Raw genomic sequence first — 14,549 nt, forward strand, 5'->3', positions numbered from 1 at the left:
ATCTGCTTAAAAGCAATCAACCCGCTAGCCACACGACAGTCAACGAGCGCACGCCCTGCGCGCCGCGGATCAGCACGCCTTCGATATCCGCCGTCGCGGACGGTCCCGTCACGAGCACCGCATAGCGCGCCGATTTGAAATCGGGCCGTCGATACACCTGCTGCAAGCCCTCGACGAGCAGCGCCGGATCGAGCAGCACGACGAGATGCTGCGACAGATAGCCGACCGAGTTCACGACGTACTCTTGCTCGCTGAACCACACCGAGCCGGTTTCAGCGACGCCGAAGCGCCCTCGCACGACGCCCACATCGACATCCTGTAGCGACGCCGGCACGGTATCGGGCGCGAGCGGCCGCGTGCCGTCGACGCCAGGCACCGCCGAGGCGATCACCTTCGCATCCGGGAAACGCGCAGCCAGCAACGCGTTCACGTCGTTCAGGCTGGCAGCGTCGACGCAGGTACCGCCCATCGCGGTGAGCGCCGCCGTGAAACGCGACTTCAGATCGCCTTCGGGCGCCGGAAAGAGCGGCACGTCGGGGCGCGGGCGCGATGCGGGCTGCGCCGCGCGGATCTTCGACAGAAAAGCGTCGCGAGTCGTCATTTCTCAGTCTTCCGGTTCTTCTTGTACCACTCGTGAAAAGTCTCGGCGGGCGCTTCGGGCAGGTCGCGCTGACGTCCCCAGATATTGAGCGGGTTGTACAGCACGAAGTTGGGCAGACGCTTCAACGCGCCGCCGAGCGATGCGACCGTCGCGCGATAAAGCGTCGGACTCGCGAGCAGTCGCCCCGCCATCTTCAGGACTTCCTGCTTCACGAACGGCACTTCGTGCTTCTCCGCGATCACCTCGCGCCACTTGTAGATCTGCTCGTGGATGTTCACCTTCACGGGACAGACGTTCGTGCAACTGCCGTTCATCGTCGATGCAAACGGCAGCGCGCTGTAGCGCTTCAGATCGTGGGTCGGATTGATGATCGCGCCGATCGGCCCCGAATACGTGCCGCCATAGGACAGCCCGCCGCTGCGCCGATACACCGGACAGGTATTCATGCACGCGCCGCAGCGGATGCATTTGAGCGAATACCAGAAGTCGTCCATCGCGAGTCGCTCGGAGCGGCCGTTGTCGACGAGGATGTAGTGCATCTCCGTGCCCGGACGCGGCGCGCGAAAGTGCGACGTGTATTGCGTGATCGGCGAGCCGAGCGCGCTGCGCGACAGCATGCGTACGAACACGCCGAGATCGGCGATCGTCGGAATGATCTTTTCGATGCCGATCGACGCGATATGCAGCGGCGGCACGTTCGCGGAAAGATCAGCGTTGCCTTCGTTCGTGCACACGACGACTGTGCCCGTCTCCGCCACCGCGAAGTTGCAGCCGGTCATGCCCGCCGTTTTCTCGCGCACGAAGTACGGCCGCGTGTTCATGCGCTGGCTTTCGGCGAGATAGTGGATGTCGCTGTTCTTCGGATCTGTGCCGATGGTCTTGCCGAAAAGCTCCGCCACATCCGCGCGCAGCTTGTGCACCGCCGGCACGACCATATGGCTCGGGTCCTGATGATCGAGCTGCTGGATGCGTTCGCCGAGATCGGTTTCCATCACCGTGATGCCGCGCGGTTCGAGATAGTCGCGCATGTAGCACTCGTCGGTGAGCATCGACTTGCTCTTCACGAGCGACGTCATGCCGCGCTCGCTCATCAGCGTGTAGACGAGTTGGTTGTGCTCCTGCGCGTTGGCCGCGAAATGCACGACGACGCCGTTCTTCTCTGCCTGATCGATGAACTGCGCGATGTAATCGGCGAGATTGGACAGCGTATGTTCCTTGATGCCCGATGCGAGATCGCGCATCGTCTCCCATTCGGGAATGCCGTGCGCCTGCGCGTCGCGCTTGCTGCGCAGGTCCCACAGACGCTTGTCGTGGAACGCGACGTGATCCGTCTTTTGCAGGAACGCCCCGGCCGCTTTCGCGTGATCGATCCGAACGGTTTTGCTCATGCGCGTGCTCCGTTCAAGACCTGCGCGATATGGATGAACTTCGCCTCGGCTTTCATGCGCTCCGCGCAGCCCTGCTGATGCATGAGACACGACATGTCGCCCGACACGATGTACTCCGCACCCGCGCCGACATGATCGCGCACCTTGTCCTGCCCCATTCGCACGGAGACGGCCGCCTCGGTGACCGAGAACGTCCCGCCGAAGCCGCAGCACTCGTCGGGGCGCGCGGGCGTGACGAACTCGATGCCCTTCACGCCTTCGAGCAACGCGCGTGGCTTCGAAAACGGCGTACCGGCGACTTCCGAGTTCGATGTCTCGCGCAGATGCCGCACCGCGCTGCAACTGTTGTGCAGCCCGATCCTGTGCGGAAACTCGGCCCATGGAAATTCGCGCACCTTCAGCACGTCGTGGAGGAATTCGACGAGTTCATAGGTATTGCGACGCACTTTCTGCACCGCGCTCGTCTGCTCGATCGCGGTGAAATGCTCGCGCACGTGATGCGTGCAACTCGCTGACGGACCGACCACGTAGTCGTAATCGGCGAAATTGCGGGCGAACACGCGCTCGGCGCCGGCGGCGTCCTTGTGCGCGCCGCTATTGGCCATCGGCTGGCCGCAACAGGTCTGATCCTGCGGATAGTCGACGTCCACGCCGAGCCGTTCCAGCAACTCCAGCGTGGCGATGCCGACCTGCGGATAAAACGCGTCGATGAAACAGGGAACGAACAGGGCAACTTTCATGAGGTCCGATCGTGGGGTAAGCGATTATCTTTGGTAAGCTTGGTCTGACCAAGACTTTAATGAGATGCTCGTTTCGTGTCAAACTCGGACAATCCCAGGCCTTCATTCTGCATTTACATCGAACGATGACTTTTCAGCCCGTCCAGGCGCATTCCTATGCCCGCGTGCGCCTCTCCGATGTGGTGTCGGGACAGATTCGCGAACTCATCTCGAACGGCACGCTGCTGCCCGGCCAGCGCCTGCCCGCCGAGCGCGATCTGGCCGAGCAACTGAACGTGTCGCGCCCGTCGCTGCGCGAGGCGCTCATCCGGCTCGAATCCGACGGCTTCATCCGCCCGGCCGGACGCGGCGGGTTTGTCGTGTCGGATGTGACGGCGCCGCTGGTGTCGCGCCCGCTCGCGGCCCTGCTCGAACAGCAACCAGACGCGAGCGCCGACGTGCTGGAACTGCGGCACGGCCTGGAAACCCTCTCCACTGCCTACGCCGCCGAGCGCGCCACCGAAGCCGACCTCGCGCGCATCGCTGCCGCGTTCGACGCGTTGCAGATCGCCGTCGCTGAAAAAAGCACGCGTATCGCCGAAAAGGATGCGGCGTTCCATCTGGCGATCGCGGACGCGACGCACAACGTCGCGCTCACACACGTGATGCACGGACTCAACGAACTGGTCCGCGAGTCGATGCTCACGTCCCACCGCCTCGTCGACTACGACGACGAAGTCGAAGCGAACCTGCTCGCGCAACATCGCGCGATCTTCGATGCGATCGTCGCGCGTGATCCGGCACGGGCGCGCGAGTGCGCGGGCGCCCATCTCGACTACGTTCGCACGCTGTATCACGACCGTCCGGCGAAGAAGAGCCGTCTGATGGCATGACGAATCCGTAAACCCTTTGTAACTTTCGATAGGACAACACCTACACAGAATTCGGACGTGCACGGCTAACGTGCAGCGGACTTCCTCGCGATACTGAAGTCGTCGAAAACAACACGCGAAGGAGGACAACATGCCTTATCTGCTCGGATGGCTGCTCGGCGTACCGGTCGTGGTGCTGGTGATTCTTTATCTGATCTTTCATTGACCGGCAGCGCGGCGATGCATCAAAAGACCTAGGGCGTCGATACAATACGACGCCCTTTCTCTTTTCCGAAGGATGACGATGAAACGCTCCGTCCTCGCCCTCGCCGCATCGATTGCCACTCTCTTCGGCGCGGCGCTCGCGCACGCGGAGGAGATCGCCAGCGTCAACACGAATTTCCGTTTCACCGGTTCTGACCGCGTCAGCGTCGACGCTTACGACGATCCGCTCGTTCAGGGCGTCACCTGCTACGTGTCGCGGGCGCGCACCGGCGGCGTGAAAGGCACGCTGGGCATCGCGGAAGATCCGAGCGAGGCGTCGATCGCCTGCCGCCAGGTCGCTCCGATCAAGATCGCACAGCCGCTCAAGCAGAAGAGCGACGTGTTCTCCGCCAGCATGTCCTTCATCTTCAAAACGCTGCATGTGGTGCGTATCGTCGATGCGAAGCGCAACACGCTCGTCTATCTGACCTACAGCGACCGGATCGCGACCGGCAGCCCGAAGAACAGCGTGACGGCGGTGCCGGTGCCCGAAGGCACGACCATACCGGTGAAGTGACGTCCAACTGTCCGGCCTGCGGCGAAACAAAGTTGTAAACTGAGCGATTCCGCCCGTCTCAAAAATCGCAACGATGAACGCCGCCCGTTTCCGCAATGCCGCACGCTACTGGCGCTCGTCGCTCGTGCCCGACGCGGACATGGTGACGGCCGAATACTACGATCACGAATTCTCGCCGCATTGGCACGACGCCTACACGGTGCCCGTGATCGAAGCGGGCGCGGAGTGCTACGACTATCGTGGCGCGCATCACGTCGCCGAGGCCGGCTCGGTGCCGGTCATCAACCCTGGCGAAGTGCACACGGGCGCGCGCGCCGTCGATGCGGGCTGGCGCTATCGCGTGTTCTATCTGCCGGTGCCGTTCGTCGAGAATCTCGCGCGCGACATGTCGGGCCGGCCGGAGTCGTCGCCGTGGTTTCCGGTCGATATCGTTCGCGACGCCGATCTGGCGCGGCGTCTGGTCGTCGCGCATCGGCTGCTGGAAAACGGCGCCGATCCGCTCGCCGCGGAACTGGCCCTCGTCGATGCCGTGACGACGCTGCTTGGCCGCCACGCGCTGGCGCGCCCCGGCATCGCGCCGCTCGCGACCGACGCAAATCGCGTCGCGACGATGAAATCCCGCCTCGCCGACGATTTGCTCGAACCGGTCACGCTCGCCGAACTCGCGCAGACGGTCGGCCTTTCGACCTTCCACGCGGCGCGTCTCTTCACGCGCGAAACCGGTCTCGCGCCGCACGCGTGGCGCAACCAGATGCGGATCGTGCGCGCGTTGCCGGCGTTGCGCGCGGGCGCCTCCGTGACGGACGTCGCGGCGGCGAGCGGCTTCACCGATCAGAGCCATTTCACGCGTCATTTCAAACGCACGTTCGGCGTGCCGCCCGGCCGCTGGCGCTGAATGCGCGCGAAGGCAGGGAAAGCGCAGGGAAAGCGCAAGAACGTACAAGCATCCGGACCGGCGTCTTGCGTATCCTCGCTTCCATAGGAGGACATCTTGAAAGCAACACCCGCACAACCGTCCGGCCAGGCGCTACGTGAATTCGCCGCCGGCGCCCGCGACACCATCCCGATGATGATCGGCGCCGCGCCCTTCGGCGTGATCTTCGGCACGCTCGTCACCGCCAGTCCGCTCACGCTCTGGCACGGCCAGCTGATGTCGCTTGCCGTGTTCGCCGGCTCCGCGCAGTTCATCGCGGTGGGCCTGATCGCATCGCATGCGAGCTTCGCCGTCATCCTGGCGACGACCTTCGTCGTCAATCTGCGTCACGTGCTCTATTCGGCCACGCTCGCGCCCTATGTCGCGCATCTGCCGCGCCGCTGGCGCTGGGCGCTCGCCGGGACTCTCACCGACGAAGTTTTCGCGGTCGCCTACGCGCACTATCAGAAGCGCCCGCCCGGCGAGATCGGCCCGCATTACTTCTTCGGCTCGGGCGTCGCGATGTATTTGAACTGGCAGATGTGGACGCTCGCCGGCCTGCTGTTCGGCGCGGCGTTCCCCGGTTTGAAATCGCTCGGACTCGATTTTGCGATGGTCGCGACCTTCATCGCGATCATCGTGCCGCAACTGGTGGCCGTGCGCTTCATCGCGGCGGCGCTCGCTTCGGGTGTGCTGTCGTTCGCGTGGCAAGGCTGGCCGTACAAGCTCGGTCTGCTCGCGGCGGTGTTCGTGGGCGTGGCGGTCGGCATGGTGCTCACGCTGATGGAAAACCGGCCGCAGGCGAAACATCGCCTGAAGAACGCCAAGGAGCGCACGCAATGAACTACGTCGCATTGATCCTCGGCATGGCGGCGATCACTTTCGCCATCCGCGCCGCCGTGTTCGTGCTGGGCGAGCGCCTGCCCTTCCCGCCCGTCGTGCGTACCGCGCTCTCGTTCGTGCCGGTGACGGTGCTCACCGCGATCATCGTGCCGATGACAGTCTCGCCGCACGGCAACGGCGCCGAGATCACCTGGCGCAATCCGCAGCTCGTCGCGGCGATCGTCGCGGTGATCGTTTGCGTGCTCACGAAACGCCCGCTTTTGACGATTGCGGTGGCGCTCGCGGTGTTTTTCGCGTGGCAGTTCGCTGTGCTGCGCTGAGCCTTCTTCGGCGCTCACGTATCGATCGGCTTTCAAAAAGCTGCAAAGAAACCTCAAGTTCCCGGAAAGCGCGCCGTTATCAGAAACGAATGGACTCCGCCCTGAGAAGCGGCGCCGCCAGCATTTCCCGCCATCGGGCGACCGACCGGCGGAACCGGGAACCAACATGCGTCAAATCACCCTTTCGCTTCGCGACGAGACCATCGCTTCGCTGCAGCGCGACTTCGAAGCGTTTCTGCGCCTGTCGCTGAAGCTGGATCCACAATTCGTCACGCCGTCGTTCGAGGACTTCCTGCGCGCGAAGCTGCTCGACAACCACACGCCGCTCACCGAGCAGGCGGTGCAGCGCATGCTCACGCACGGCCAGTATGCGTGGGCGAAGCGCGCGCTCGACAAGGAATTTCCGGATGTCGTCGAAATCCTGATCCGTCAGGCGGCCGAACACGGTTTCGCGTTCGCGATCCGCGCCGACTGGACCGCCGAGGACCTCATCAAGGCGTCGCGCGAGTGGGCGACGGCGATCGTCACCGAAGCGAACGGCGATGTGTCGCAAGTGGACGTGCTTGCTTCGCAGATCAAGTCGGCGGCGGCGGACATTCGCGAAGTCGAGGAAAAGATGCAGACGCCCGCGTGGCGTCTCGCCGATTCGCTGCGCCAGCGCGCGTACGAAACCAAGATTTTGGTGGAAACGAGCGTCGGTTCGAACGCGCGGGAAAAGCTCGGCGAGCTGCGCGGCCTGCTGCGGCTCGGCATCGTTTACGGCTCGATTCCGAAGCAGGAAGCGCAACAGGTGCTGGAGTATCTGCGCTCGCTGCGGCCCGAGCTGTTCATCGAAGAGCCTTATGACGGCTTCACGCGTTTCGCCGCGTGGCTGCGCAGCATCTTCGCGCCGACGCCGCGCGCGCCGCGAACCACGCGCGCGCAGCGCTGAAGTGCTGAGGCGAGCTCCGCCCTACTCCCACATTCCCTTCAGGCGCGCCGCGATATCGATTTTCGCTTTCGCGGCCGCCGCCAGTCCCGCCGCCGTCGGTGCTGCGGGCGCGATCACCGGCGGCCACGCCGCCGCTTCGAAGTTCTGCATGAGATGCGGCGGGATGAAGCGTGTGCGTTGCGCCCACACGTGGCGGTCGCCCAGATGCGTCTGGTTGTGCACGTAGAAACGCTGCGGCGTAACGATGTGCAGATCTTCCTTCGCGCGCGTCATCGCGACGTATAAAAGACGCCGCTCCTCGTCGATTTCCTCGTCGCTGCCGGTGCCGAGATCGGACGGGATGCAACCGTCCACGCCGTTCAGCACGAACACGTTGCGCCATTCCTGGCCCTTCGCCGAATGGATGGTCGAGAGGATCAGATAGTCCTCGTCCAGCAGCGGCACGCCGGATTCGTCGCTGGTGGCGTCGGGCGGATCGAGCGTGAGTTCGGTGAGAAAGCGCTCGCGCGTCGGATACGTGGACGCGATGCTCTCCATCTGCAAAATATCGCCGATGCGGATCGCCGCGTCCTCGTGATTGCGTTCGAGGTGCGGCTCGTACCAGCGGCGGATCATTTCGAACTCGGCAGGCCAGCCCGACTCGCGCCCGCAGAGCTTCGCCATCAGGCCGACGAAGCGCGGCCAGTCCTCGCTGGCGCGGGCGGGCGCGGCGAACGATGCGATCGCGCCCGCAGCAACCGCATCCGGCGCGCTCACGCTATCCAGCAGACGCGCAGCGATGGCGGGCCCGATGCCCGGCAGCAATTGCGCGACGCGAAAGCCCGCCACGCGATCGCGCGGATTCTCGGCCCAGCGCAGCACCGAAAGCACGTCCTTCACATGGACGGAATCGAGAAACTTGAGACCGCCGAACTTCACGAACGGAATATTGCGCCGCGTGAGTTCGATTTCGAGCGTCGCGCTGTGATGCGCGGCGCGAAACAGCACCGCCTGCGACTTGAGCCTCATGCCCGACTCGCGCGCCTCCAGCACTTTCTCGACGACATAGCGCGCCTGATCCGCTTCGTCGGCGACGGACACGACGCGCGGCTTTTGCGCCGATGCCTTGTCGGTCCAGAGATTCTTCGTGTAGCGCTCGGACGCGAGCCCGATCACGGCGTTCGACGCCTCCAGGATCGGTTGCGTCGAACGATAGTTGCGATCGAGCGTGACGGTCGCGGCGGGCGGATCGAAATGGCCCGGAAAATCGAGGATATTGCGCACCGTCGCGCCGCGAAACGAGTAGATGGATTGCGCATCGTCGCCGACGACGGTGAGGCCGCGCCCGTCCGGTTTCATCGCGAGCAGGATCGACGCCTGCAGGCGATTGGTGTCCTGATATTCGTCGACGAGCACGTGATCGAAACGGCTCGCGAGATCCGCCGCCACCGACGGCTCCGCCGCGAGATGCGACCAGTAGAGCAGCAGGTCGTCGTAATCGAGCACGCTTTGCGCCTGTTTGGCGGCCACGTAGGCGGCGAACAGGCGCTTGAGATCGGCTTCCCACTCGCGGCACCACGGATACGACTGATCGAGCACGTGGCTGAGCGTCGCGCCCGTATTGACGACGCGCGAGTAGATCGCGAAGCATGTCGACTTGGCCGGAAAGCGCTTCTCCTTCGACGACAAACCGAGCTCGTGCCGCACGAGGTTCATGAGATCGGCGGAATCCTCGCGATCGTTGATCGTGAACGACGGCGCGAGCCCGACGAGGTCGGCGTAATCGCGCAACAACCGCGCGCCGACGCCGTGAAACGTGCCCGACCACGTCAGCCCCTGCGCGATGGCGCTTTTCGTGCCGAGCGCGTTCATCGCGATGCGCGTGACACGGCGTGTCATTTCGAGCGCCGCGCGGCGTGAAAACGTGAGCAGCAGGATGCGATGCGGATCGGCGCCCTTCACGAGCAGATGCGCGACGCGATGCGCGAGCGTGTTCGTCTTGCCCGACCCCGCACCCGCGATGACGAGCAGCGGCCCTCCCGCGCGGCCGGGTTCATCGACGCCGAATTCGACGGCCTGGCGCTGCGCCTCATTGAGCTTCGCGAGATAGTCGGCCACCTGTTTCGCGGCGGAGGCGGAGGCGGCGTCGGCGGTGTCGGGAAGCGTGAGCACGTGAGGAGATGGCGGCGGGAAAAGAGTGACGCACACTGTATATCCATACAACCCGCGCGCGCAAGTCTCTGGCTCGGCAAGGCTTTTGGCCCCAAATGCAACGAGCCCGGTCCGCAGGGAACCGGGCTCGCATCGCTGCAAAAAAGCGCGTGTTACTCCGCCTTCTTCGCGTTCTTCAGCTTCGCGTCGGCGGCGGCTTCGTTGGCTTCGGACTGCGCCTCGGTTTTCTTCTTGTCGGCCTTGGCTTGCGCGACGGCCGCCTTCTTGTCGGCCTTCGTCTGTTCCTTCGCGGCCTTCTGGTCGGCGGCGCTCGGCGCGTCGCTCGTCGTCTGCGCGAACGATGTCGCGCTCACGCTCGCGAACGTCCCCGCGATCAGCGCGGCAAGCAGTGCATGGGTTTTTCTGTTCATCATGTCCTCCCTGTATCTGAGCCGCGAAACCGGACTTCGCCGGTCTCGCGACGCGTCACGTTCAGTGCTGCAGGCCCGTGTCCTTCGGCGTGCTCGGCTCCGTCGCGTTCAATTCCGCCTTGGCGGCGTCCTTGTCCGCCTTGCGGTTGATCTTGGCGTTCTTCACCTCTTCCTTGTATTGCGACTTGGCCTGCTGGTTCTGTGCCTTCAGCTCGGCCTTCGACGCCTTTTTCGACGCGCGATATTCGGCGTTCGCCTCGGCGTTCGCGTTGCGGCGCTGGACGAGCGGATCGGTCGGCGCCGGCGCGACGACGTTCTGCTGCGGCGGCGTCGCCGGCTGCATGGTCTGCGGTTCCATCGGCGCGGGCTGCGGCGCGGTTTGCGCGTAGGCGCCCGAAGCGGCGAGCGTGGCGATGGCGGAACCGATCAAAAGGATTCGTGCGCGAGTCATGAGTTCGTCCTCTCTTTAGTTGGCGTCGGCGGCGCTCTGACAACGGTGAAGCGAGCGATCCGCGCGACTTTTGTCGATTGGAAAGATGACCGAAGCTGCATCGATCAAACGGTCGGACCGGACCTCGATCGGGCAAGTTCTCGAAAACCAGTCATTGTTACCGACGGTTTCATCTGGCTACATTTGCCAGTCGAAGCACTTGCGGTCCGATAACCGGTCCTCGCGATGCCAACAGCACGGCGCATGCCCGGCGCGCCGGCGGCGGTGGTTTATCATGGATGCCTTTCTCCGCTTTCCGTTGCGCCCGCCCCCATGCCGCCACTCCAATTCACCCTCACGGGCGACTTCGTCGAACTCCACAACCTGCTCAAGCTGATGGGCCTCGCGGATAGCGGCGGCTCCGCGAAGGCGCGCGTCGCAATGGGCGACGTCACCGTCGACGGCAAAGTGGAAATGCGCAAGACCTGCAAGATCCGCGCGGGCCAGAAGGTGAAGCTCGACGGCCAGACGATTCACGTGCGCGCGCCCGAATAGCGTCGCCGGAACTTGCGCGCGCACGCCGCGCGATTGAGAAAACCCGGCCATAAGCGAACGCGTCATCGACATGCCGCACGCGACGCAATAAGCTAGTCGTCTTTCGTTCTGGTTTCAGCGCCGGGTTTGCAGCGTCGGTCGTTCCGTCAGCGCGTGTTGCGCATCGCGCTCCGCTCTTTGCCCTTCCGCATTCCAGTCCGGCGGCGTTCAGTGCACTGACTGTCGCGCCGTCTTTGTTTCCATCCGATCAGCCATGCAACCGCACGTCACCCGCGCCACGCGCGCGCATCAAGGACCGCCGAGCCTCTCGCGTCACGCCGTCGACACGGCGCGCCTCGCCGCGCCGCTCGCCATCGCGCAGCTCTCGCAGATGGCGATGGGCGTCACCGACACCATCCTGCTCGGCTCGCTCGGCCCCGACGCGCTCGCCGCCGGCGGCCTCGGCGCGAACCTCTTTTTCGTCGTGGTGACGCTGCTGCAGGGGGTGCTGACATCGGTGTCAGTGTCGGTCGCCCACGCGCGCGGCGCGAACGCCGACGATCGCGTGCCGGGCATCTACTGGACCGGTCTCGTGCTGTCCGTGCTGCTCGCCGTGCCCGCGTTCGTGCTGCTGAGCTACGCCGAGCCGATCCTGCTCGCGTTCCACGAACCGGCGACGCTCGCGAAGAACGTCGGCGAATACTGCGCGGTGTTGCGCTGGGGGACACCTGGCAGTCTCATCGGCGTGGGCATGATGCGCGCGTTTCTGCCCGCGATCGGCGCGGCACGGCGGCTCTTGTGGATCTCGATCGGCGGCGTGTTCGTCAACGGCTTTCTCAACTACGGGCTGATTCACGGCGCGTACGGGCTGCCGCGCGAAGGCTTTCTCGGTTCGGCGGCGGCGACCACGATCACCGTCTGGGGCATCGCGATCGCGCTCGTCGCGGTGCTGCATCTGCGGCCGCGCTACAGGCATTTCGTCGCGCGCGCGCGCCCGCGCCTGCCGCTGATGGGCGAGCTGTTCGGCATCGGCTGGCCGGTCGCGATCACCTACGGCGTCGAATCGACGCTCTTTCTCGCCACCGGCATGATGGTCGGACTGCTCGGCGAAGCGCCGCTCGCCGCGCATCAGATCGCGCTCAACGTCGCATCGGTCGCGTTCATGGTGCCGCTCGCGATCGGCCAGGCGGCGAACGTGCGCGTCGGCTACTGGGTCGGCGCGGGCGTGCCCGTCGCGGCGCGTCACGCGGGCTTCGTCGCGCTGGCGCTCGGCGTCGGCTTCATGATGTGCTCGGGGCTCGTGCTGATCACGGTGCCGCGCGCGATCGTCGGCCTGTATCTGCATCTCGACGACCCCGCCAACGCGCACACCGTCGCGCTCGCGGCGTCGCTGCTCGGCGTAGCGGCGGTGTTCCAGATCGTCGACGGCATGCAGACGGTCGGCTCGGGCTGCCTGCGCGGCCTGAAGGACACGCGCATCCCGATGCTCGCCGCTGCGTTCGGCTACTGGGGCGTCGGCTTTCCGACCGCCTACGTGCTCGCATTCCACTTCGAGCTGGGTCCCAAAGGCCTGTGGTGGGGACTCGCCGCCGGGCTCGCGAGCGTCGCCGTGCTGATGACCTTGCGGTTTCACCGCATCAGCCGCAGGTTCGTCGAGACGGGCGTCGCGCCGAAGCCGGACGACGCCGATGCCGCGAACCCCGCGCCGCACGGCCATGCCTGATAAGCACCCGATCCGCGCGCCGATATGCATAGCACGAATGCTTGGTTGGTCCGCGCGGCGCGCATTGCTAGGATGAACCCGTCTCCTCCTTGAGACATCTGTGACAGGGGTTATCAGCCCGCTTCAGCCAGCGGGCTTTTTTTTCGTCCCTACGCTTTATCTCTGCCTTCCTCGCGGGCGTCCCGCCCGGCCTCGTTCCGATTCCCCTTAAAATAATTTCGAGACGCGCCAAGTCGCGACAATCAAAAACGAGGAATCGAAGTGTCGGAAAGCCGGGGAATGGGGGAAGTTGTCGCGCGTGACATCAGCGCGCCAGTAAGTAGATTCGCCATCGTCATGTTGACGACGTTGCTCGCCGCCTGCGCCACCCGTCCGCCCGCGACGGCGTTCGACCGGCCGGTGAGCCACGCGCTGGCATCGAACGAAGCGACGCCGCTCGCGAACGCACTCGCGCCGCTCGAGCAGCGGCATCCCGATCAGTCCGCCGTGCGCCTGCTGCCGACCGGCACCGATGCGCTGCAGGCGCGCATCGCCCTCGCGCGCGCGGCGACGAAGACGCTCGACATGCAGTACTACATCGCCGAGGAAGACAACACCGGCAAGCTGCTGCTGGGCGCGGCGCTCTATGCGGCGGATCGTGGCGTGCGCGTACGCATGCTGGTCGACGATCTGAACTTCAAGGACATCGACCAGATCATGGCGGCGCTCAACACGCACGACAAGATCGAGATCCGCGTGTTCAACCCGTACGGCAGTGCGCAGCGCAGCTTCTCCGAGCGCACGCAGAACTTCTTCACGAATCTCGGCCACTTCACGCGCCGCATGCACAACAAGGCGATGATCGCGGACAACCAGATCGCGATCGTCGGCGGGCGCAATCTCGGCGATGAATACTTCAGCGCGAGTCCAACGCTGCAGTTTCGCGATCTCGACGTCTTCGCCGCCGGCCCGGTGACGCCGCAGATTTCCGCGAGCTTCGACGACTACTGGAACAGTTCGCTCTCGTACCCGCTGCGCGTGCTGAACAAGCAGAAATTCGATCCCGCCGAACTCGACAAGACCCGCGACGACCTGCGCGCGCACTGGCGCAAACAGGCCGAGCCGCTGAACGCGAAGCCGCTCAATGCGACGCCGCTCGCGCAGCAGATTTCACGCGAGGAAATGGGCCTCGTCTGGGCGCCGACGGAATTCTGGGTCGATTCGCCGTCGAAGATCGAGCATCCGAGCGACGACTACAAGAGCCCGCCGATGCAACGTCTGGTCGATCTGCTCAAGGATGCGCAGAGCGAATTCCTGATCCTCTCGCCCTACTTCGTGCCGCACGATACAGGCGTGAAAACGCTCGGCGCGGCGACCCGACGCGGTGTGCGCGTCGCGGTGCTGACCAACTCGCTCGCCGCGACCGACGCCGTCGCCGTGCAGGCCGGCTACGCGCCGTATCGAATTCCGTTGCTGCAAAACGGCGTCGAACTGTACGAATTCAAACCGATCCAGCTCGAAGGCGAACGCAGCCCGCGCGCCGGCCTGTTCGGCTCGCAATCGCGCGCGAGCCTGCATGCGAAGGCCTATGTGATCGATCGGAGTATCCTCGTGATCGGCTCGATGAATCTCGATCCGCGCTCGGCGAAGCTGAACACCGAGCTCGCGCTCGTGATCCACAGCAAGCCGATCGCCGAGGAAGCTGCCAGGCTTTTCGTCAACGGGACCTCGCCGAAGGTGAGCTGGCAGGTCCAACTGGCGAGCGCGGCGGTCACCGAGGAATTGCGGCGCACCGGCGCGCCGCAGTCGGGCCTCGTCTGGATCACCGAGTACAACAACAGCCTCGTCACCTGGAATTTCGATCCCGAGGCAGGTTTTTATCGCAACGCGATGACGGGCCTGTTCATGCTGCTGCCCGTCGACAAGCAGCTTTGATCCAACTTCACAAGGGAAC

General features: G+C 64.7%; 15 protein-coding genes. 9 read left to right on the forward strand and 6 right to left on the reverse strand.

The window, feature by feature from the left end; all coding sequences use genetic code 11:
• Positions 1-16: 16 nt before the first annotated feature.
• From BTHE68_RS09285 to BTHE68_RS09295, 3 genes are read right to left on the reverse strand one after another with little or no spacing between them, the layout of a single operon-like run.
• Positions 17-601 carry a LutC/YkgG family protein gene (locus BTHE68_RS09285; RefSeq protein ID WP_162066074.1) on the reverse strand — a complete coding sequence of 195 codons (585 nt, stop codon included), beginning with the start codon at positions 599-601 and terminating at the stop codon, positions 17-19.
• Complete coding sequence (locus tag BTHE68_RS09290) at positions 598-1,989, reverse strand: lactate utilization protein B (protein WP_162066076.1); 1,392 nt, start codon at positions 1,987-1,989, stop codon at positions 598-600. Before BTHE68_RS09290 ends, BTHE68_RS09285 begins: the two co-directional genes overlap by 4 nt.
• Positions 1,986-2,729 carry a (Fe-S)-binding protein gene (locus BTHE68_RS09295; RefSeq protein WP_162066078.1) on the reverse strand — a complete coding sequence of 248 codons (744 nt, stop codon included), beginning with the start codon at positions 2,727-2,729 and terminating at the stop codon, positions 1,986-1,988. The genes BTHE68_RS09290 and BTHE68_RS09295 overlap by 4 nt, the downstream gene beginning before the upstream one ends.
• A 125-nt stretch (positions 2,730-2,854) precedes the next feature.
• On the opposite strand from BTHE68_RS09295, the gene BTHE68_RS09300 reads away from it, so the two are divergent.
• The 6 genes from BTHE68_RS09300 (at position 2,855) to BTHE68_RS09325 (ending at position 7,368) form a co-directional block, all read left to right on the forward strand.
• A complete protein-coding gene (locus tag BTHE68_RS09300; RefSeq protein WP_162066079.1) occupies positions 2,855-3,601 on the forward strand; it encodes a FadR/GntR family transcriptional regulator in 747 nt (248 codons plus the stop codon).
• A gap of 283 nt (positions 3,602-3,884) precedes the next feature.
• Complete coding sequence (locus BTHE68_RS09305; RefSeq protein ID WP_162066081.1) at positions 3,885-4,361, forward strand: CreA family protein; 477 nt, start codon at positions 3,885-3,887, stop codon at positions 4,359-4,361.
• 73 nt (positions 4,362-4,434) lie between these two features.
• Positions 4,435-5,256 (forward strand): helix-turn-helix transcriptional regulator, encoded by an 822-nt coding sequence (locus tag BTHE68_RS09310; RefSeq protein WP_162066082.1) that lies wholly within the window; start codon positions 4,435-4,437, stop codon positions 5,254-5,256.
• A gap of 96 nt (positions 5,257-5,352) precedes the next feature.
• The gene (locus BTHE68_RS09315; protein ID WP_502710555.1) at positions 5,353-6,117 is read left to right on the forward strand and encodes an AzlC family ABC transporter permease; all 765 of its coding nucleotides are present in this window, start codon (positions 5,353-5,355) and stop codon (positions 6,115-6,117) included.
• Complete coding sequence (locus BTHE68_RS09320) at positions 6,114-6,437, forward strand: AzlD domain-containing protein (RefSeq protein WP_162066083.1); 324 nt, start codon at positions 6,114-6,116, stop codon at positions 6,435-6,437. The genes BTHE68_RS09315 and BTHE68_RS09320 overlap by 4 nt, the downstream gene beginning before the upstream one ends.
• Positions 6,438-6,603: 166 nt before the next feature.
• On the forward strand, positions 6,604-7,368 hold the full coding sequence (locus tag BTHE68_RS09325; protein ID WP_162066084.1) for a DUF4088 family protein: 765 nt from the start codon (positions 6,604-6,606) through the stop codon (positions 7,366-7,368).
• Positions 7,369-7,389: 21 nt separating this feature from the next.
• On the opposite strand, the gene BTHE68_RS09330 is transcribed toward BTHE68_RS09325, so the two are convergent.
• The 3 genes from BTHE68_RS09330 to BTHE68_RS09340 all read right to left on the reverse strand — a co-directional run bounded on the left by BTHE68_RS09330 (position 7,390) and on the right by BTHE68_RS09340 (position 10,380).
• Positions 7,390-9,519 carry an ATP-dependent helicase gene (locus BTHE68_RS09330; RefSeq protein ID WP_162066843.1) on the reverse strand — a complete coding sequence of 710 codons (2,130 nt, stop codon included), beginning with the start codon at positions 9,517-9,519 and terminating at the stop codon, positions 7,390-7,392.
• A gap of 152 nt (positions 9,520-9,671) precedes the next feature.
• The gene (locus BTHE68_RS09335) at positions 9,672-9,929 is read right to left on the reverse strand and encodes a hypothetical protein (protein ID WP_162066844.1); all 258 of its coding nucleotides are present in this window, start codon (positions 9,927-9,929) and stop codon (positions 9,672-9,674) included.
• A gap of 61 nt (positions 9,930-9,990) precedes the next feature.
• Positions 9,991-10,380 (reverse strand): flagellar biosynthesis protein FlhF, encoded by a 390-nt coding sequence (locus BTHE68_RS09340; RefSeq protein WP_061178768.1) that lies wholly within the window; start codon positions 10,378-10,380, stop codon positions 9,991-9,993.
• 312 nt (positions 10,381-10,692) lie between these two features.
• Between BTHE68_RS09340 and BTHE68_RS09345 the strand changes: the two genes are divergently transcribed.
• The 3 genes from BTHE68_RS09345 (at position 10,693) to BTHE68_RS09355 (ending at position 14,530) form a co-directional block, all read left to right on the forward strand.
• Positions 10,693-10,914 (forward strand): RNA-binding S4 domain-containing protein, encoded by a 222-nt coding sequence (locus BTHE68_RS09345; RefSeq protein ID WP_061178767.1) that lies wholly within the window; start codon positions 10,693-10,695, stop codon positions 10,912-10,914.
• 253 nt (positions 10,915-11,167) lie between these two features.
• Complete coding sequence (locus BTHE68_RS09350) at positions 11,168-12,616, forward strand: MATE family efflux transporter (protein ID WP_162066086.1); 1,449 nt, start codon at positions 11,168-11,170, stop codon at positions 12,614-12,616.
• A 279-nt stretch (positions 12,617-12,895) separates the two neighbouring features.
• The gene (locus tag BTHE68_RS09355) at positions 12,896-14,530 is read left to right on the forward strand and encodes a phospholipase D family protein (protein ID WP_502710556.1); all 1,635 of its coding nucleotides are present in this window, start codon (positions 12,896-12,898) and stop codon (positions 14,528-14,530) included.
• Positions 14,531-14,549: the final 19 nt, after the last annotated feature.

Source organism: Burkholderia sp. THE68 (genome assembly GCF_009938265.1).
Lineage (GTDB): Bacteria > Pseudomonadota > Gammaproteobacteria > Burkholderiales > Burkholderiaceae > Caballeronia.

Excerpts from the sequence above, each read along its gene's own strand:
- BTHE68_RS09285 (WP_162066074.1), bottom strand. The coding sequence starts at position 601 with ATGACGACTCGCGACGCTTTTCTGTCGAAGATCCGCGCGGCGCAGCCC.
- BTHE68_RS09290 (WP_162066076.1), bottom strand. The coding sequence starts at position 1,989 with ATGAGCAAAACCGTTCGGATCGATCACGCGAAAGCGGCCGGGGCGTTC.
- BTHE68_RS09295 (WP_162066078.1), bottom strand. The coding sequence starts at position 2,729 with ATGAAAGTTGCCCTGTTCGTTCCCTGTTTCATCGACGCGTTTTATCCG.
- BTHE68_RS09300 (WP_162066079.1), top strand. The coding sequence starts at position 2,855 with ATGACTTTTCAGCCCGTCCAGGCGCATTCCTATGCCCGCGTGCGCCTC.
- BTHE68_RS09305 (WP_162066081.1), top strand. The coding sequence starts at position 3,885 with ATGAAACGCTCCGTCCTCGCCCTCGCCGCATCGATTGCCACTCTCTTC.
- BTHE68_RS09310 (WP_162066082.1), top strand. The coding sequence starts at position 4,435 with ATGAACGCCGCCCGTTTCCGCAATGCCGCACGCTACTGGCGCTCGTCG.
- BTHE68_RS09320 (WP_162066083.1), top strand. The coding sequence starts at position 6,114 with ATGAACTACGTCGCATTGATCCTCGGCATGGCGGCGATCACTTTCGCC.
- BTHE68_RS09325 (WP_162066084.1), top strand. The coding sequence starts at position 6,604 with ATGCGTCAAATCACCCTTTCGCTTCGCGACGAGACCATCGCTTCGCTG.
- BTHE68_RS09335 (WP_162066844.1), bottom strand. The coding sequence starts at position 9,929 with ATGAACAGAAAAACCCATGCACTGCTTGCCGCGCTGATCGCGGGGACG.
- BTHE68_RS09340 (WP_061178768.1), bottom strand. The coding sequence starts at position 10,380 with ATGACTCGCGCACGAATCCTTTTGATCGGTTCCGCCATCGCCACGCTC.
- BTHE68_RS09345 (WP_061178767.1), top strand. The coding sequence starts at position 10,693 with ATGCCGCCACTCCAATTCACCCTCACGGGCGACTTCGTCGAACTCCAC.
- BTHE68_RS09350 (WP_162066086.1), top strand. The coding sequence starts at position 11,168 with ATGCAACCGCACGTCACCCGCGCCACGCGCGCGCATCAAGGACCGCCG.
- BTHE68_RS09355 (WP_502710556.1), top strand. The coding sequence starts at position 12,896 with ATGGGGGAAGTTGTCGCGCGTGACATCAGCGCGCCAGTAAGTAGATTC.